The sequence below is a fragment of the Pedobacter sp. GW460-11-11-14-TSB4 genome (assembly GCF_059423705.1).
The window spans coordinates 52311-69689 of record NZ_JBWKYI010000008.1 but is presented as its reverse complement, the minus strand read 5'-3'; the positions used below and the strand labels follow the sequence as shown (position 1 = coordinate 69689).

Annotated in this window: 18 protein-coding genes and 1 tRNA gene; 13 read left to right on the top strand and 6 right to left on the bottom strand. The window is 39.2% G+C overall.

From position 1 onward, the window contains the following. Positions 1 to 62: 62 nt before the first annotated feature. Positions 63 to 623, bottom strand: coding sequence for an RNA polymerase sigma-70 factor (locus AC07YT_RS10345; RefSeq protein ID WP_086546793.1), 561 nt, complete (start codon positions 621 to 623; stop codon positions 63 to 65). A 268-nt stretch (positions 624 to 891) separates the two neighbouring features. On the opposite strand from AC07YT_RS10345, the gene AC07YT_RS10340 reads away from it, so the two are divergent. The 3 genes from AC07YT_RS10340 to AC07YT_RS10330 are packed head-to-tail and all read left to right on the top strand — an operon-like array spanning position 892 to position 3546. After that, positions 892 to 1755 carry a chromate resistance protein ChrB domain-containing protein gene (locus AC07YT_RS10340; RefSeq protein ID WP_086546794.1) on the top strand — a complete coding sequence of 288 codons (864 nt, stop codon included), beginning with the start codon at positions 892 to 894 and terminating at the stop codon, positions 1753 to 1755. Between the two features lie 60 nt (positions 1756 to 1815). After that, the gene (locus tag AC07YT_RS10335) at positions 1816 to 2997 is read left to right on the top strand and encodes a chromate transporter (protein ID WP_086546795.1); all 1182 of its coding nucleotides are present in this window, start codon (positions 1816 to 1818) and stop codon (positions 2995 to 2997) included. A 6-nt stretch (positions 2998 to 3003) separates the two neighbouring features. Beyond that, positions 3004 to 3546, top strand: coding sequence for a hypothetical protein (locus AC07YT_RS10330; protein WP_086546796.1), 543 nt, complete (start codon positions 3004 to 3006; stop codon positions 3544 to 3546). On the opposite strand, the gene AC07YT_RS10325 is transcribed toward AC07YT_RS10330, so the two are convergent. Then, positions 3543 to 3968 (bottom strand): VOC family protein, encoded by a 426-nt coding sequence (locus AC07YT_RS10325; RefSeq protein WP_086546797.1) that lies wholly within the window; start codon positions 3966 to 3968, stop codon positions 3543 to 3545. The two genes, AC07YT_RS10330 and AC07YT_RS10325, sit on opposite strands and share 4 nt — an antisense overlap. Positions 3969 to 4410: 442 nt before the next feature. Between AC07YT_RS10325 and AC07YT_RS10320 the strand changes: the two genes are divergently transcribed. The 8 genes from AC07YT_RS10320 to AC07YT_RS10285 all read left to right on the top strand — a co-directional run bounded on the left by AC07YT_RS10320 (position 4411) and on the right by AC07YT_RS10285 (position 9659). Beyond that, positions 4411 to 4716, top strand: a complete 306-nt coding sequence (locus AC07YT_RS10320) for a hypothetical protein (RefSeq protein WP_494945302.1) — start codon at positions 4411 to 4413, stop codon at positions 4714 to 4716. 135 nt (positions 4717 to 4851) lie between these two features. Beyond that, positions 4852 to 5478 carry a DUF4145 domain-containing protein gene (locus tag AC07YT_RS10315; RefSeq protein WP_086546799.1) on the top strand — a complete coding sequence of 209 codons (627 nt, stop codon included), beginning with the start codon at positions 4852 to 4854 and terminating at the stop codon, positions 5476 to 5478. A gap of 1 nt (position 5479) precedes the next feature. Then, positions 5480 to 6289 (top strand): hypothetical protein, encoded by an 810-nt coding sequence (locus AC07YT_RS10310; RefSeq protein ID WP_086546800.1) that lies wholly within the window; start codon positions 5480 to 5482, stop codon positions 6287 to 6289. Between the two features lie 72 nt (positions 6290 to 6361). Next, on the top strand, positions 6362 to 6736 hold the full coding sequence (locus tag AC07YT_RS10305) for a hypothetical protein (protein WP_086546801.1): 375 nt from the start codon (positions 6362 to 6364) through the stop codon (positions 6734 to 6736). Between the two features lie 137 nt (positions 6737 to 6873). Further along, the gene (locus tag AC07YT_RS10300) at positions 6874 to 7581 is read left to right on the top strand and encodes an FRG domain-containing protein (protein WP_086546802.1); all 708 of its coding nucleotides are present in this window, start codon (positions 6874 to 6876) and stop codon (positions 7579 to 7581) included. Positions 7582 to 7592: 11 nt separating this feature from the next. Next, a complete protein-coding gene (locus AC07YT_RS10295) occupies positions 7593 to 8516 on the top strand; it encodes an AlbA family DNA-binding domain-containing protein (protein ID WP_086546803.1) in 924 nt (307 codons plus the stop codon). Then, the gene (locus AC07YT_RS10290) at positions 8507 to 9028 is read left to right on the top strand and encodes a hypothetical protein (RefSeq protein WP_086546804.1); all 522 of its coding nucleotides are present in this window, start codon (positions 8507 to 8509) and stop codon (positions 9026 to 9028) included. The genes AC07YT_RS10295 and AC07YT_RS10290 overlap by 10 nt, the downstream gene beginning before the upstream one ends. Further along, a complete protein-coding gene (locus AC07YT_RS10285) occupies positions 9018 to 9659 on the top strand; it encodes a hypothetical protein (RefSeq protein ID WP_086546805.1) in 642 nt (213 codons plus the stop codon). Before AC07YT_RS10290 ends, AC07YT_RS10285 begins: the two co-directional genes overlap by 11 nt. Before the next feature lie 232 nt (positions 9660 to 9891). Here the strand turns inward: AC07YT_RS10285 and AC07YT_RS10280 are convergent. Next, positions 9892 to 9965: transfer RNA gene (locus tag AC07YT_RS10280), tRNA-Ile, on the bottom strand. Between the two features lie 226 nt (positions 9966 to 10191). Here AC07YT_RS10280 and AC07YT_RS10275 point away from each other — a divergent pair. Continuing rightward, positions 10192 to 12285, top strand: coding sequence for an HRDC domain-containing protein (locus AC07YT_RS10275; protein ID WP_086546806.1), 2094 nt, complete (start codon positions 10192 to 10194; stop codon positions 12283 to 12285). 4 nt (positions 12286 to 12289) lie between these two features. Here the strand turns inward: AC07YT_RS10275 and AC07YT_RS10270 are convergent, their stop codons facing one another. Continuing rightward, entirely contained in the window at positions 12290 to 13258 is a 969-nt protein-coding gene (locus tag AC07YT_RS10270; RefSeq protein WP_086546807.1) for a ligand-gated ion channel, read from the bottom strand. A 151-nt stretch (positions 13259 to 13409) separates the two neighbouring features. Between AC07YT_RS10270 and AC07YT_RS10265 the strand changes: the two genes are divergently transcribed. Then, the gene (locus AC07YT_RS10265) at positions 13410 to 14678 is read left to right on the top strand and encodes an Hsp70 family protein (protein ID WP_086546808.1); all 1269 of its coding nucleotides are present in this window, start codon (positions 13410 to 13412) and stop codon (positions 14676 to 14678) included. A 1076-nt stretch (positions 14679 to 15754) separates the two neighbouring features. Here AC07YT_RS10265 and AC07YT_RS10260 read toward each other — a convergent pair. Further along, entirely contained in the window at positions 15755 to 15940 is a 186-nt protein-coding gene (locus tag AC07YT_RS10260) for a hypothetical protein (protein WP_145954251.1), read from the bottom strand. An 18-nt stretch (positions 15941 to 15958) separates the two neighbouring features. Continuing rightward, positions 15959 to 17377 carry an arylsulfatase gene (locus tag AC07YT_RS10255; protein WP_086546810.1) on the bottom strand — a complete coding sequence of 473 codons (1419 nt, stop codon included), beginning with the start codon at positions 17375 to 17377 and terminating at the stop codon, positions 15959 to 15961. Between the last annotated feature and the right edge of the window lie 2 nt (positions 17378 to 17379).

Here is a 17379-nt window from a genome sequence, read left to right as displayed (position 1 = left end):
TACTGGTTATATCACTAAGAAACCTGAAGCTTAAAAAAGGATGGAAAATATTTTAAAAAAAATTAATTATTTAGATACATCACCGTGAAAAGTGCCATAGCTGCTTTTCCAAGATGCATTTTCAGTAAAACAAGGGCTCTCTTTTTTTGACTTTTAACCGTGTTGATGCTAATATTCATCCGGTCAGCAATTTCACTGTTGCTCAATCCTTCCAAATAGCCATACCTGATTACCATGGCACATCCCGGAGGCAGGGCATTAATTTTATCATAAATTTCTGCAATTACTTCCGCATGGATGATGCCTTCCAGTATTTCAGGATCAGTGTAAATATTAAGCGGATTTTTCTTGTTGTAAAGATCAACCACATTGTTGTGCCGGATCTTATTTAAGCAGGCATTTTTTATTGCTGTATATAAAAATGATTTTACCGCATTGAAATTTGTAGAAACGTTTTCCCGCTGCTCCAGATAAACCATAAAAGCATCCTGAACCATATCTTCTGCCAGTTCCTTATCTTTCAAAAGATAACAGGCAAAATCACAGAGTCGGGGATAAAGCTTTTTAAATAGCTGTTCCGGCGGCAACATCTCCATAACACCCTCACTCTTTCTACTGAACATGCTTTGTATTTTAATATCCGGAAGTTACGATAATTTGTAATTTTCTCTTGGTAGAGCTATGCAAATTAAATGGGATTTCCGGGAAGTTTAGGCCTTAATTGTTTATTTGGTAAGCACAAATTTATAAGAATTGCATTAAGATCAAAATTAATTTCAGCCACTCACCAAACGTTTATCTTGTTATTATAAAATTTCGACTCACTGAACAGCAGTTTATTAACATTAAAATCAGCTACGATCGTTAACTTTGCTTATAGGCCAAATACCAATGACAAAATGGATCACCCGTGAACACCCGAAAATTGACCGGATTGCCTGCCCATGGCTGATCAGGCGTTTTATCGATCCTGATGCAGAAATTATTTATGTACCTTCAGATCAGGTGATGATGAAGGCTGAAGCCTTAGGAGCCACACCATTCGACATGCCAGATGTTGAATATACGCATTACGACGATCAGTGCACTTTCGATTATTTCATCAAAAAACACCAGCTAAAAGATACAGCGCTTAATCGCATAGCGGCCATCGTGCGTGGGGCAGATACCGATCGCCATGACTTTGCTCCACAGGCAGCCGGCCTCGAAGCTGTATTTTCGGGATTAGCCTACCACAGTTCAAACGACCAGGAATTATTGGCACTGGGTATACAGATTTATGATGGCCTGTACAGCTGGGCAAAACACCTTTACCACAAAAAGCATACACAGGCGGGACCAGTTGAACAAATGTTACTGGAGATTTATACCAGATACCTTCGGGAAAATAAAGGAAAGAAAGCGCCGGCCTGGGCAAATGAATTACGGGAAATGATACAGGACCAGATGGATACCAATATGTCATTGAGCCTTCAGCAAGCTTCGGATGAACTGGAGATTAACCCGGCCTATTTATCAAGGGAATTTTCCAAATATTTTGATAACTTGTCTTTTGGAGATTATATACGGAAGATGCGGATTGAAAAGGCCATGCTCTTAATAGAAAGCACCTCTTACTCCTTAACCGAAATTGCCTACCTCACAGGTTTTTCAGACCAGAGCCACTTTAACCGGATTTTTAAAAAGCAGACCGGGGAAAATCCATCATTTTACAGGAAAAAACACCAAAAAGGTAAAACGGATACAAATAGTTAAATCTGTACAATTATAAGGTTTTGCGAATCAGCAATATTGTAATGAAATACAATTTGCCTGATGAAAGAACAAACAGATAAAGTCAAACCACTATACTCACTAGCCGAAATCACAAAATATTTCCTGAAACTGGGCACCTGGGGATTTGGTGGTCCGGTTGCGCTGGTTGGTTATATGCAGCGCGATCTGGTGGTGCAGAAAGGCTGGCTCACAGAGGAAGAATACAAAGAGGGACTGGCACTTGCCCAGCTGGCACCGGGACCGCTGGCCGCGCAACTAGGCATTTATATTGGCTTTGTACACTATGGTTTAATTGGCGCTACGCTAACCGGATTAGCCTTTGTATTGCCATCCTTCATCATGGTGGTTTTGCTTGGTATGGCTTACCAGCTTTATGGCGGACTGGCCTGGATGCAAGCGGTATTTTATGGTGTAGGTGCTGCCGTAATCGGCATCATCACCATCAGTGCTTATAAACTAACCATCAAATCAATCAGCAAATTCGAACCAGCTGCCATTAAATCCAAATGGCTTTTATGGCTGTTCTATATCATCGGAATCGTGATCACCGTGATTACCGAAAAAGAGGAAGTTTTACTTTTTCTAGGCTGTGGCATCCTGTACATGCTGATTAAAGCCCCACCACAATGGATTAAAAAACCTTCCCATCTCCCTGTCGGAATCTTATTTAGTACTGGTTTCTGGAACTATGACAGCAAAACCTTACAAGAGATCGGCTGGTTTTTCGCGAAGGCGGGCGCCTTTGTATTTGGCAGCGGACTGGCCATTGTACCTTTCCTGCATGGTGGTGTAGTAAAGGAATTTGGCTGGCTCACCGAGGCACAGTTTGTAGATTCGGTTGCAGTTGCCATGATCACCCCCGGACCGGTAGTGATTACGGTCGGCTTTATCGGTTATCTTGTGGCAGGTTTTCCGGGGGGCTGCGTTGCAGCACTTGCTACTTTTCTACCCTGTTACATCTTTACAGTAGCTTTAGCCCCTTCTTTCAAAAAGATTGCAAAAAACAACAGCGTGAAAACATTCGTAGAAGGAATTACCGCCGCTGTAATTGGCGCCCTGGTGGGTTCGGTCATGGTGATCGGCATGCGCTCAATAAAAGATATTCCAACCGCATTGATCGCCGTAGCCACTATACTGGCACTCCTCTACATCAAAAAATTACAGGAGCCTTATATCATTGGTATAGCGGCCATTATCGGACTACTCATTAAATTCATTTAGCTTTCAATGATGCATAAAACTTTTACCAGATCAATGATCCTGCACTGTGCATTTTCACTGGTTTTCGCTGCTACACTAAGTTTGCCCGCAACAGCGCAACAAACCGTTCAAAGCCCAGTCTATCCAAAAGTAACCGGTTATTTCAGCTTGCTCCACCCCATCGGATCCTGGGACAAAAATGGATTTCATGATAACTTTTCGGAGGTATACACGCTCGCCTTTCCGTTTGGAATAAACATTTTAAAGAACGACAAATTCGGGATCAGTTTCGAAATTGCACCCAGTATCCGCACCGAACAACACATTTCGAAAGTAAGTTCAGTCTTGTTTCATCCGGGGGCGATGTTCCGGTTCAAACACGGCTTTACTTTTATCGGTCGTGTAGCATTTGAAACCAGCGGCCGTTACGGCTTTACACCGGTGTTGAACCAGGTGATCAAAAAAGGAAAAAACGCGAGTGTATACCTGGCCATACCTTTCCCGGTGAGATTTGGGAACAACCTCCCTGCCGCACTTTCAACAGGTTTACAGCTAGGCCTGGGTTTTTAATTTGGATCAAACTCTACCACCCATTCAATGCCATATTTATCCCTGAACATGCCGGCATAGGTGCCCCATGGACTATCGTCAATTGGCCCTTCCACTTCCCCTCCTGCCGACAATCCCTTAAAGATTTGATCGGCTTCTTCGCGGCTTTCGGCATTCACGTGTATTTTAGACCGGTTTTCATTTTCGCTTACCCGCCCCATAAATGCAGGAACATCGTTGCCTATTAATACATTGTTTTGGCCAAGCGGCAAGCCGATGTACATGATTTTATTTGCCTCCTCTTCGGCTACCTGAAAATCGGGACCTGATAAGTCTTTAAAACGGGTGATTTTTGTAAACTCGCCGCCAAAAACGGATTGGTAAAAGGTGAATGCTTCTTCCGCATTTCCATTGAAGTTGATCCAGGGATTAATTGCTCTCATGGTTTTTATTTTTAATTGATGTTGTTGCTTAGCCCAATTGCACGCTTCATAGCTAAGCCCACTTTGTAGTGTGATGCTTTGTACAGCTAAAATAATTAATTGAATCCCAGGTTTTATGAAAAATCAGACAAATGTTTAGGATTTGCTTCGCTATATTCTGGAAAAGATAGTCAGGTTCCACTTTTCAGCTCACCTTTGCAATCGAAATAATGTATTGTGCTTGTGTTAAAACATAAATCGAATCCCGTTATTCCACAGCGAGTAATTCTCACACATCATCTCAGTTCGCGGGCGGTGAGCTATTTAAATGCCAACTGCAATATCTATATTTGAGATAATATTAACGCCTTTATATATGTTAAACTCAAAGACTCTCATTCCTAGTTTCGTATTTCTTATACTATTTAATTTTGCAAGTGCACAGTCTGTCAATTGTAGAAAAATGAGAGAGGGTGTATTTAAGATGGTTACACGAGGTATTCCCACAACAATTAAACGGTATAAAAACTATCAGCTTGAGTATTTCAATAACGCTACTAAGCCAATAACTTTTAAAATTCAATGGATAGATGACTGTACTTATACACTCAAACCCGATGCAAGCGCGTTCCTTAAGTATCCTCAAATTCCTAGGAATGCTTTAATAACTGTTAGAATTACTAAAACCTATGAAAACGGTTATACAATGAAAACCACTGCCAACTTCAATAATAAAACGATGGTTGGGGAAGTAATCAAAGTGAAATAGAATCCGAATACAATTACACAAAATAGATGTATACTGCTTCTTCCAAGCTATTTCAACGACCGTCGAAACATTCATAACGTCTATTCGCCCATATCAAGTTGGATTTATATATTTACTATTCTTAATTAATCTCATATGAAGTATATTGAACCTAAAGTTTTCGCGAAGTCATTTACATGTCCTAATTGTTCAGCTATTGCACAGCAAACTTGGTGGACGAGATCATGGGCTGATGGTATATATGCTAACGAATCCTCAAATCACATTCGTGTGGGCACCTGTGCACACTGTTATAAAAACACACTGTGGATTATTGACAGAATGTATTATCCAGACAATGGCAATGCTCCTACTGCAAACGAAGACATGCCAGAAAACGTCAAACAGATTTACCTTGAGGCAGCTTCTATATACCAAAAATCGCCAAGAGGAGCCGCTGCCTTATTAAGGTTAGGTATTCAGATCCTTTGCAAGGAGCTCGGAGAATCAGGAACAAATATCAATTCTGACATTAAGCACCTAGTTGCAAAGGGACTGCCTATTATTGTTCAACAATCACTGGATATTGTAAGAGTAACCGGTAACGAGGCAGTACATCCGGGGCAGATTGACACAGATGATCCCAAGGTTGTAGGTAGCTTATTCGAACTAACTAATATCGTTGTACAATACATGATATCACTTCCTAAGCAAGTCGGGGATCTTTACAATGCATTGCCTGAAGACAAAGTTTCAGCTATTGGCGTAAGAGATTCTAAGTAATATGGGCGCAGCTGCAAATGATGATTTAATGGAGGTACGAATAGAATCTTTTAATCCCTATGAGTCTAGATTTCCCAATAGAAGGGTTATCACTAGAGATGCTCTGATGCTTGCTAAAACCTTGAGGGCTGAAGGTTATAAGGTAGTGATAGAACCAGATAATGGTCTTCCTGTTTATTACCTTTATAGCAAAGGCCTCAGAGAATGGTTTGCCGACCCGGTAAATCTTCTGTTATTTAATATACCAATCACAGTTATAACAAACCTGATAACTAACCAAGTTCAGAAACTCTTAGATTGGAATGATAAGCAGCCCTCTCATAATCTGAATATACAAACAGATGGTTCATCTATTTCATATAACTATCTAGGTTTAGAACAACCAGTAGGAAATAAACAACGAATAACCACCATAAGAAAAGAGCTTAAAGACGGGTTTGACCGTTGTTTTAACACAATTCCCCCGAACATAAAATTTCCGACACCTATATATTTGGAGCATAAGCCTAAAATCGTTGGTTGGTGTAGATTATGGGAGGATGAACGCGGTTTAGCATCCGAGGGTTATATAACAGATAAATTAGTTAAAAGAAGAATTGCTCAAAATCGGCTAAATGGTGCTAGTGTTACAGGTATGGCAAGTCGCACACTATGTTCTATTTGTAGTTCTAGCTATCTTAATTGCAACCATATAGCCGGAAATGAATACGAAGGGCAAAGCTGTAGCAATGTTATTATTGAGACAGACTTTGTTGAAACCAGCCTTGTCAAAACACCAATTAATCCACAATGTATACTAGGGTGGCAATAGCATAGTTCATAAAAATCTTTGACCAAACATTAACTTTTTACACGCATTAGCTACTAACAACTACAACACTCAATGGATGATAGAGCATTCAAAACCTTAATTGATTACCTAACCCGCATACCATCTGTTCAGACACCAATTTCATTTGGCTCAGATGATGAAGGCAATTGGTGGGTTAAGTTTTCAATAGATATACACCATAACCTTGCTTGGCATGCTGTTCAAGAACTTAGTTGTGTAATTAATTATCTTTCTATAAATGAAAGGCTTCCAAGTAAATTCTATCCAGTATCACCTGCACCGTACTTGAACGGTGGGCCAACAGATTATCTATCATGGGTAATAGAAAATGATGATAAAGACTTTAAACCAGGTACATTAATGAAATGGTTAGAAGGAAGATTGCCACAGCCAGTGGACGATGTTAGTCAATGGATTGATGAGTAAAGTCCATTATTAAGGCTGCACATTTTCTTATCATATCTGTTTTTATTAACCCCTTCAAAATAAGAACGTGCAGACCTACTGATTGTCAACCTTATAATCTTCCTCGATTCTTATATCTTTGTTTTCACTAAATTATAATGACCTCTATAAAAATTAACTCATTTGAGGACTACCTTATTGAAATTGATAAGGTTTGCCAAAAAGGAAAGGCCTATAATCTCTACCGAGGCCAGTCTGATAACAAACCCTTACTGCCATCAGTCTGTAGAGACAATCCAACATTTGACTCATCGAAAAAAGAGTTTGATATGATAAATGATCTTCGAAGAAGATCACCTATGATGTTAAATAAAGACCATAATGAATGGGATTTGTTAGTTATTGCGCAGCATTATGAAATGAAGACAAGACTTCTAGATTGGTCAAGCAATCCTTTAGTTGCCTTGTGGTTTGCATGCAGAAGTGAATACTATGCGAAACAAGATTCTTATGTGTACATCTTTCAAGCTGAAGAAAGTGCTTTAGTAGATATAACAAGTAAAAGTTGTCCTTTTTCGATTTCTAAGACCAAGATTCTACGTCCAACACTCAATAATGAAAGAATAGTTGCGCAGTCTGGTTGGTTTACAGTTCATGCTTACTCAAAGAAGCATAGTCGATTTGTCAAACTTGAAACTAATACTGAACATAAAGATGGTGTTAGCCAAATAATAATTTCAGCTGAATCAAAACCACAGATAATGAGAAAACTATCCCGATATGGTGTCAACAATAGAACAATATATCCAGATTTACAAGGCTTATGCAAACATTTAAACTGGAAATACCTAGATGGGGTTAAATAATATCAGATGGCATGAAAAGCTTTTATGATAAAGAGGATTATACAATTGATGATATTCAATCGTTGATTGAGAACCAAGTGGAAGAGTCTATCTACTTGGATTTTAAAAGCGCTGGTTCATTAGAGAAAAGCGATAAAAAGCGTATTGAAATCTCAAAAGATGTTGCGTCATTTGCCAATTCCGATGGTGGCATAATAGTCTATGGCATCAAAGAAGTTGATCATGTTGCATCGGAGTTTTCTTTTATAGATGGCAATGAATTCACTAAAGAATGGATTGAAACAATCATCAACTCCTATGTACAACGTCGCATATCTGACATTAAAATCTATCCAATTAGGATAGACGGAGACATAAAGAAGAGTATTTATGTTGTCAAGATTCCTTATAGTTATGACGCTCCACACTTAAGTAAGGATAATAGGTATTACAAACGGTATAATTTTATGTCTGTTCCAATGGAGGAATATGAGATACGCCAATCATATAATAGAAAAGATAACACTGAGCTAGTTATTGATAATCTAATTCTTCAGATTGGTTCATCATCCATTGTAGGCTCAAGCTATTTAAAAACCTTACACATGGCTCTCATTTTTCAAGTTTCAAATATCAGTAATAGCATTGAGAACATGTATAAAGTCGAAGTACACATTAACCGCAAGATATTAGCAAGCGGAAACCCTCCAAACTTTATGAGGAATGAAGAAGAAACTGCAATCTTTAGTTTTCCTAACACAAGCCCCTTATTCCAAGACGAGGTAACCTCTATTGCTACAGTACCACTGTTATTTAACGGTAGTAATCATCACCTACTTTGGGAACCAGTTAATGTGCATCTATATTATACTAATGGAAGTAAAGGCAAGACTTTCTATATCAATGAAATGATGGATCTGAAGGGTAAGCCCCTTAAAGATTGGCAATGGCAATAGATCACAAGCAATCGATGCCAGATAATACTACAAGGATTTTAGCTTATAAAGCATTAGATCGTGACTTTGACAGGACTTGGTCTGATTGGGCAGTTGAAATGCTAGTGAGTGGTTTTGAAACTGAACATCTTGTTATTCTGGCAGGTATGGGTGAGCCATTCGATTACTTTGAAATGCAAACCTTGACTACAAAAGCACTTAATGAATTGGGCTTGTCCTTCTCTGACAAACTCCAAACTGTATGGAATTACGTCAGTTATCTTATACAGATGTGCCTTGATGGTACGCTAGAATCAGTAAAAGTTCTTACTGAGCTTAGAGATCTTTACCTTGAACTTGATTATGAGAAATCACTTCAGCAGTTCTACTTTCTGTATTATGCCAAGAGTGATTTAATAAGTGATGAAGTACAATGGTATATTGATGGAGTGGACAGAAGCAATATTGATGAGACAGTAATTAGGTACTTTAACGAGTGGTTAAAACTAAAATCACATACAAATGAACAATAGGAAGTTAATTGTACTGATCTTTTTAATGGTAGGATGCAGGTCACCATTTGTAGATTCATTTAAACAGATTCAGTCATCGATAGAGAAGTCAAATGCTGTCTTACAAGTCTCAAACCGGAAGATATTAAAAGAGATTAAGGTTAAGGAAATTAACACAATTTCAAACGAGGCTGATTCTATACAGTTTGCTAATCAAAATCTCAATGGCTTGATTGACGAATACAAAAAGCAAATCGAGAACCTTGATCTAATTGGATCCGATGTAGATATCGCCTATAAAGTCCTTGCTACTCCAGATTTTATTAAAGGTGCTTTAATGTCTGCAACCTCCACACTTGTTGAGCGAGTTTCAAAAGTTGAAGTTGAGCAGTCAATGAAGAACCATCTTGATAGTCTTATACTCGAAGTTGCTCAGGCTCATACAAATTCATTATATTTTGAACAGCGTTTCAAAGGCATCCCTTCTGCTAACGCCTTGGTAGAACTTGCCAATCTGCAGTTACAAAGCTCGGAAATGACAAATATCAGTTTAGCGGCTCTTGATAAAAAGAGTTTGCTTATAAAGCATGGAGTTGGCGGCTCACCTTTAAAATCCAAAGACGGATATCCTAAACTAAAACTTTCCCCTTAAAAGAAAGAAATAGATTGAAAGATGGATATTGAGAAGTAGGGATAGGTAGTATCTATCTAACTACTGCACCAATTTAAGCTTGTCCCCTCAACACCTTTCAAGAAATTCCGGCATAAACGCTCATATAGCCATTATACAGCCTACCAACACAAAAGCCCTTAAACGGTCTAAAGCATAGTTTTTTGATCAACAAAAAACCCCTTCAAGTTATCCTTAAAGGGGTTTAAAGCAGTGGGCCCACCTGGGCTCGAACCAGGGACCAAAAGATTATGAGTCTTCTACTCTAACCAGCTGAGCTATAGGCCCGGAAAAAAGGTTATTCTTTTTTGCGAGTGCAATGTTACAAATTTGAATTGAATTTTCGAAAATGTTTTCGGCATTTTTTCATAAAAAGGAAGAATATAAACTCATTTTCAAGTGCTTAATTTTACTTTTCATTTTACCTTCCATCTTTTTTAATCTCAAATTGTGGATAAAACGCTCGTTCATCTGTCCTCAAATCCATTTCGAATAGGTTAATTTTGTAATTGATATGAATACGCCCGATCCGGACAACCAGCTTCTTTTAGATTTTTTAGCCACCACCAACCAGCCTGTTTTTTTAACCGGTAAAGCCGGAACGGGTAAAACCACCCTCCTGCGCAAGATTAGAGATACCACGAAAAAGAATTTCGCCGTTGTTGCCCCCACTGCGGTGGCCGCCATCAATGCCGGAGGCGTAACGCTTCACTCCTTTTTTCAGATTCCTTTCGGTCCTTTGGTTCCGGTTGGGGATGAACATGCGGAAACTAATTTTAAATACTCGGATGAAAAAACAAGGTTATTACGCTGCCTTGATTTATTAATTATTGATGAGATTAGTATGGTTAGGGTTGATCTGATTGATTTCATCGACCGTACTTTAAAGCGTGTTAAAGGCTCAAACCGTCCCTTTGGTGGCGTTCAGGTATTGATGATTGGCGATCTTTACCAGCTCTCTCCTATTTTTCATGATGCCTGGCATATCCTGGGCAGTTATTATTCCAGTCCCTACTTTTTTGATAGCCTGGTTTTCAGGTCGACACCCATGCTTACTTTTGCCCTGGATAAAGTTTACCGCCAGTCAGATCCCGTATTTCTGGATATTTTGAACGGCATGCGCGAAAACAGCCTCGATGCTGGTCTTCTTGCAAAACTGAATGAACGTTACGATCCCTCTTTAAATCAGGAATGGAAAGACGATTACATTACGTTAACCACACATAACCAGCTGGTAAACGAAATTAACCAGGGCTGTTTGGAAAAATTACCCGGAGAAATTTTCGAATTCAATGCGGAGGTAAGTGGCGATTTCCCGAAGGATGCCTATCCTACTGATGAAAAACTCCAGTTAAAACTGGGTGCGCAGGTCATCTTTATCAAAAATGATTCGTCGGGCAAAAGGCAGTATTACAATGGAAAAGCGGCAAAAATAACGGCAATTAGTCAGGATTCGATAAAAGTAACTTTCACTAACGGTGGCCGGGAAATCGAAGTGGAAAAAGAAATCTGGCAAAATGTTAAATATAGCCTGAGTGCCGAAGAAAATAAAATCGACGAAACCAGCACCGGATCATTCTCGCAATATCCTTTTAAACTGGCCTGGGCCATTACCGTACATAAAAGCCAGGGATTAACCTTCGATCAGGCGATTGTGGATGTAAGCACCGCATTTACCCACGGACAGGCTTACGTAGCACTCAGTCGCTGCAGAAGTTTAGAAGGACTTATTTTAAAATCACCTGTGGTTGCCGAAAACATCATTACCGATGCCAAAGTAATCAGTTTTACAAAGGTCACGCACCAGGACAAACCTACGCCTGAGCTGCTGGCACGTTATAGTCAGCAATATGCCTGGGGATTGATCCATGAATTGCTGGATTTCTCGCTGGTAGCCAAAGACTGGGAAAAGCTGGGGCGTTCCAAACTGATCGACAAAGATGAGAAGAATGCCTTTTTATCTATTTACGAACAGGGCAACCAGATCCTTCAGCAGGAAATCTTTAAAGTAGCCAGGAATTTTATCGCAAAGGAATTTTCGAAAATCAGCACCGATGAAAATCCGGCCAATGAAAGTGCTTTTATGGAACGTTTGCAGAAAGCCTCTGCTTATTTCGTTCCAAAACTCGAACAGCTCATTAGCTTAATGGCAAGAATTGTGGCCATCAACTTTTATAATGATACCCACTCTGATAAACTGCTTACGGTATTAAACGACTGTAAAGATGCATTGCAGATCAAGCTGGCTTTATTTAAAATTTCGTGGAATCCTTTTTCGATCAAAGATTATATCCACACCTTGCATGCAGCAGGGAATAAACAACCCGAGAAAAAACCGGTTAAATCGAGCATCAAACCAAAAGAGATTTCCAATCCACAGGTTTATAAAAACCTGGTTGAATGGCGCAAAACCATCGCATTGCAGCGGGGCACGCAGGATTATGCTGTACTTTCTGACTTAGCGCTACTTTCTATTGCCGAAAAAATGCCCAGAACGACCGACCAGCTGGCGGCGCTTAAAAGCGTAGGGATTGGTAATGCAAAAGAACTGGGCCAGCAAATTACCCGCATTGTAAACGCCCATTTGGGCACAAGCGAGTTATTTTAAATGATTAAGCATTTATAGCCTTTACAATAAAGAAAATATTTAAAAGAAGGTAAATGGTTAAAAGCGAGATGGAGAAAAACCGGTCAAACTTTTCCGCTTTTTTCTCTTCTCCTCTTTTGATCATTTTTAAAGAAAAGGCCGTTAATATGATCACAATCAAAATAAATACCAGGGTAATTCCGTGTAAGGTATCTACCAGCGTAAAAGTAGTCGATTCGGGCAGCGAGCCATCAATAATGTATTTATTACCAATTACGGCAAAAAGCGAGCCTACACTTAGTCCAAAGCGCGAATCGATGCTATCTGCATGGATATAAAAACACATGTAGGCAATAAAAAAAGCAACATACATGCCTAAAAACATTTTCCAGAACAGGCCAAAAGCATCTCTGCTAATCCCGATCCTTACCTTATAACTGCTGTATTCGGTTCTCGGCACTTTTATACTGGGATCGCCAAAAGCTGTTTCATAAATTTTATTGGCTGCAGAAGTTTTTAAACTGTCGATATTCCAGCCGCGCAGGGTAAAACGGGGATCAAATTGTTTGCCCAGGGTATCGGGTACAAATATGAGTGATGAGGAATCGAATTGTGAATTTTCTACCGAAAGCCTCAGTAACTGATGGTCGAATGGAAAATTGTTAATCGACCATGAATCTTTCATTACACATTGCAGTTTCATCAGCATGTACACTTCATTTCCACTGGTATCGATGGTAGAAAACGACTTACTAACGGTTTTAGCCTGAGGCACTTCAAGGTTATCGGCAAAATTAAATTCTTTGTTTTTATATTTCAGCCATAACCAGAAGTTAACGGTATATTCTTTGTCTTTAAAATCTATATCGTGTATACTGGTAACGTAAATGCCGGTTTTTACCGTATCTGGTGTGTTTTTCTGTGCGAAAGAAACGGTAATGATACAGAAAAGCTGGAGCATTAAACCCAGTAAAAAGAGTTTGGCGGTTTTCAACTGTGTTTTTAATTTATGGTGTAAAGAATTTCTTAAATATACAGAATAAGACTTTATTTATAAGCGATATTTTAGCTTATCGCTTTCAGGCCTCGCTTTTTTTTAATACTTTCGCAACCCCATTTTAGTCGCCAACCACAGCATTTCAAGCATGAGCAAGTTTTTATACGGAATCGATTTTGGAACAACCAATTCGGCACTTTCTATTTATGATGAAGAGAAGAAAGAAATTGTAGATACGATTTCTATTCCTTCGTTAATTTATTTTACAGAAGTAAAAAGCATTGTTGATGGTGAAAGTCATATTGTGGGCGAAAAAGCAATAGCTGCTTACCTAAGCGATGGCATGAAAGGGCGCTTTATCAAATCCATCAAACAGATCCTCTCGAGAACGACGTTTACCGAAACCCGTATCCACAATAAAAGGTATACCGCTTCCGATCTGGTTACACTGATTCTTAAAGACCTGAAAGAAAAAGCCGACCTGATTACCGGCGAAGATTGCCACAAAGCCATTATCGGCCGTCCGGTTTTCTTTGACGACGATAACACCATGAAAGATACCCTGGCACAAACCAGGTTAAAAAAAGCTGCCGAAAGCGCGGGTTTTACTGATGTTCGTTTTCAATTCGAACCTATTGGAGCGGCTTTTGCCTACGAGAAAACCATTCAGAAAAAAGAACGCGTTTTAGTAGCCGATTTAGGTGGAGGTACTACCGATTTCACCTACCTGATCCTCGATCCGGATAAGGTGGGTAGCAAAGACCGTAAAAACGATATGATTGCCTCTGGTGGTATCTACATTGGTGGCGATAGTCTCGATTCTGCTTTTATGTGGGATAAAGGCACACCCTATTTCGGAAAAAATACCATGTACGAGGCTACCCCTGGTAAAGTTTTAAATGTGCCGAAATCGCTTTTTGCCAATATTTGTACCTGGGATAAAATGAACTTTTTTAATGGTTTAAAAATCCAGAAAGAGATTGAAGAATATTATTATTACTCGGGCAACGATCCGAAATTCAAAAACCTGATTACCCTGATCGAAAACAACCTGGGTTATTCGTTGTTCAGATCGATCGAGAAAACAAAAATCGAACTTTCTGACCAGCCTGTATCTAATTTTGCTTACAGCAATATGGAAATTGAAATCGATGAAAATATTTCACTCGAGCAGTATAATTCGATTATCGAAAAAGACATTAATAAAATCGATGCTTACCTGGATCAGTTTATGGAAACCCACAAAATCAATCCAGAAGACATTGACTGTTTATTTTTAACCGGAGGAACCTCGATGGTTTCTGCCGTACAAAACCTGTTTAAAAACAAATTCCCACACATCCCGTTAAACTCCGGCGATAACTTTAAAAGTGTAGCCAAAGGACTGGCATATAGCGGTTACCTGTTTGAGGATTAAAGATAAATCTGCAACATAACAGCGCTGTCTGCACACGCCATAGGTCGAAGAGAAGAAAAACTGATTTGGATTTGGAGCGCAATGTCTGTGCAAACAGTCAGTTTCTTATACCATGGTCTGTGTCCGCACAGACCATTTAATTTAAGATCTTGAACCACATAAGAAATATAAGTTCATTGAAGCTAATATGTTCTTAAATGACTTATATGGTTAAAATTAGATGTTCAGTAGCCAAATAATCACAAAGAATCGTCAGCATCATTCATGTTGGGATCTTCACAAACCATTTAATTTTAGATTTCGGAGAGAAGTCAAGTTTTGAAAACTTGACTTCTCTGGCATTGCAGCCGCGGCTTATGGACCAAAACAGTGTTTCATTTTTAGGGTTGTTAGGCGCACCTTATACCATGGTTTGTGTTCGCACTGGCCATTAATTTAAGATCTTGAACCACATAAGAAATATAAGTTCATTGAAGCTAATATGTCCTTAAATGACTTATATGGTTAAAATTATATGTTCAGTTGCCAAATAATCACCAAAAATCCTCAGCATCATTCATGATTGGGATCTTCACAAACCCTTTAATTTTAGATTTCGGCCTGTGAGGACACAGGCCAAGGAGAAAAAATGTTCAATAAACAGAGAGAAGTCAAGCTTTAAAAACTTGACTTCTCTGGCATTGCATCCTTGGCTAGTGAGCAAAAACAGCATTTCATTTTTGGGATTGTTAGGCGCACCTTATACCATGGTCTGTGTCTGCACAGACCATTTAATTTAAGACCTTGAACCACATAAGAAATATAAGTTCATTGAAGCTTATATGTTCTTAAATAACTTATATGGTTAAAATTAGATGTTCAGTAGCTAAATAATTATAAAAAATAGCATCATTATGGTTGGGACCTTCATAAACCATTTAATTTTAGATTTCGGCCTGTGAGGACACAGGCCAAGGAGAAGCCAGGAACCACAAGCTATTCCTTTTCTAATCATTCATAAAAATAATTATCCCTCCACTTTACGACGATATCAGATTCAAAAAAAAGGTTGGTGAGACACCAACCTTGAATTCATTTTACAATGATTTTTTAACCTGTTTATCGCCAAATGGCAGCACCTTACTTGCTGCTTTTATACCAAACCTGGAGGGCAGATTGGACGAGCAACAAATTGCCGGTTTCTTTTTCTCTTTTACCTGCGCAATTTCTTTAACCTTGCCGTTTTTACAGGTGAAAAGCAAAGCGCAGCTTAAAACTAGCATTATCCTGATCACTTTCATCTATTTTTCAATTTCTGACCAATCAAAACGTGGATTTTCTGCCGGCGTTTTAGCCTGTTTCATTAATGCATAAAGCGCCTTTACCGTATCAGGGTTTTTGGCTGCAATATCATGCTTTTCACCGATATCCGCTTTTAAATTATATAATTCTAACTTTTCGGCAGTGCCTTTATCTTTAAAACGGATTAATTTCCAGTCGCCTTTGGTTAAAGCTTCTTTTAAACCGCCTTCGTTAAACTGCCAGTAGAAATAATCATGTTCTTTAACTGCTTTTTTGCCGCTTAACAATGGAGAGAACGACAGCCCATCAATATTTTTTGGTGTGGCTGTTCCGCTAAGTTCACCAAGCGTTGGCAATACATCCCAAAAGGCCCATGGCGTAGGATTAACCTGACCGGCAGCAATTTTACCTGGTGCCCTTACAATTAAAGGTACACGAATTCCACCTTCGTAGAGATCTCTTTTTACGCCCCTAAACTCGCCACCACTGTTAAAAAACACCGGATCGGCACCTCCTTCTTTATGCGGACCGTTATCACTGGTAAAGAAAATGTAGGTATCGTTATCCAAACCTAACTTTTTGATCAACGCCACAATCGTACCCACATCGGCATCCAGTTTATTTACCATTGCTGCAAAAGTAGCATGTGGCTGCGCCTGACTGTCGTAGTTTCCTTTTTTCTCAAAAGGCGTTTCAGGTGGAAATTTACTCGAACCATCTGCATTTTGGAATTTCTTCAATAATTCTGCAGGTACTTTCAATTCCGCATGCGGAACTGTTAATGGCAGATACAAAAAGAAAGGCTGATCTTTATTGGCGTTAATAAAATCAACAGCTTTATTTACAATCAGGTCTTCGGTATATTTTGTGGTATCAACAGGTACTTCTACAGTTTTACCACCAACAATTTCGTACAAACGATTGGTGTAATAATCGTGTGCATGCGATTGATCCAGGTATCCGTAAAAACTATCGAAACCTTTTAAATGTGGCGCTCCTTTGCTGTCTTCATCGCCGAGTCCCCATTTACCAAACATGCCGGTTTTATATCCGTTTCCTTTTAAACGTTCGGCCAGGGTAGTATCCTGTGCACGTAAGGCAGCAAGACCGTCTTTGGCTTTTGCGTTGCCCCTTACCCAGGCATGGCCCATGGTATAACCGGTCATTAAGGCGCATCTTGAAGGGGCACAAACGGTATTTCCGGAATAGAAACGGGTAAACTTAATTCCCTCTTCGGTAAGCTTATCCAGATTTGGCGTTGGAATTTTAGAATTCGGGTTAAAGCTGTGTACATTACCATAACCTAAATCATCGGCCAGGATAAAAATAATGTTGGGTTTCTTTTTACTTTGTGCCTGTGCCGTAGCTAAACTGCCCATCAGACCAGCAAAAACGATAAATTTTAATATTTTTTTCATCT

Coding starts and splice junctions, on each gene's coding strand:
- AC07YT_RS10335 (WP_086546795.1), top strand. CDS start 1,816: ATGAAAGAACAAACAGATAAAGTCAAACCACTATACTCACTAGCCGAA.
- AC07YT_RS10265 (WP_086546808.1), top strand. CDS start 13,410: ATGAGCAAGTTTTTATACGGAATCGATTTTGGAACAACCAATTCGGCA.
- AC07YT_RS10305 (WP_086546801.1), top strand. CDS start 6,362: ATGGATGATAGAGCATTCAAAACCTTAATTGATTACCTAACCCGCATA.
- AC07YT_RS10340 (WP_086546794.1), top strand. CDS start 892: ATGACAAAATGGATCACCCGTGAACACCCGAAAATTGACCGGATTGCC.
- AC07YT_RS10315 (WP_086546799.1), top strand. CDS start 4,852: ATGAAGTATATTGAACCTAAAGTTTTCGCGAAGTCATTTACATGTCCT.
- AC07YT_RS10255 (WP_086546810.1), bottom strand. CDS start 17,377: ATGAAAAAAATATTAAAATTTATCGTTTTTGCTGGTCTGATGGGCAGT.
- AC07YT_RS10285 (WP_086546805.1), top strand. CDS start 9,018: ATGAACAATAGGAAGTTAATTGTACTGATCTTTTTAATGGTAGGATGC.
- AC07YT_RS10310 (WP_086546800.1), top strand. CDS start 5,480: ATGGGCGCAGCTGCAAATGATGATTTAATGGAGGTACGAATAGAATCT.
- AC07YT_RS10300 (WP_086546802.1), top strand. CDS start 6,874: ATGACCTCTATAAAAATTAACTCATTTGAGGACTACCTTATTGAAATT.
- AC07YT_RS10320 (WP_494945302.1), top strand. CDS start 4,411: ATGAGAGAGGGTGTATTTAAGATGGTTACACGAGGTATTCCCACAACA.
- AC07YT_RS10330 (WP_086546796.1), top strand. CDS start 3,004: ATGATGCATAAAACTTTTACCAGATCAATGATCCTGCACTGTGCATTT.
- AC07YT_RS10345 (WP_086546793.1), bottom strand. CDS start 623: ATGTTCAGTAGAAAGAGTGAGGGTGTTATGGAGATGTTGCCGCCGGAA.
- AC07YT_RS10275 (WP_086546806.1), top strand. CDS start 10,192: ATGAATACGCCCGATCCGGACAACCAGCTTCTTTTAGATTTTTTAGCC.
- AC07YT_RS10290 (WP_086546804.1), top strand. CDS start 8,507: ATGGCAATAGATCACAAGCAATCGATGCCAGATAATACTACAAGGATT.
- AC07YT_RS10295 (WP_086546803.1), top strand. CDS start 7,593: ATGAAAAGCTTTTATGATAAAGAGGATTATACAATTGATGATATTCAA.
- AC07YT_RS10260 (WP_145954251.1), bottom strand. CDS start 15,940: ATGCTAGTTTTAAGCTGCGCTTTGCTTTTCACCTGTAAAAACGGCAAG.
- AC07YT_RS10325 (WP_086546797.1), bottom strand. CDS start 3,968: ATGAGAGCAATTAATCCCTGGATCAACTTCAATGGAAATGCGGAAGAA.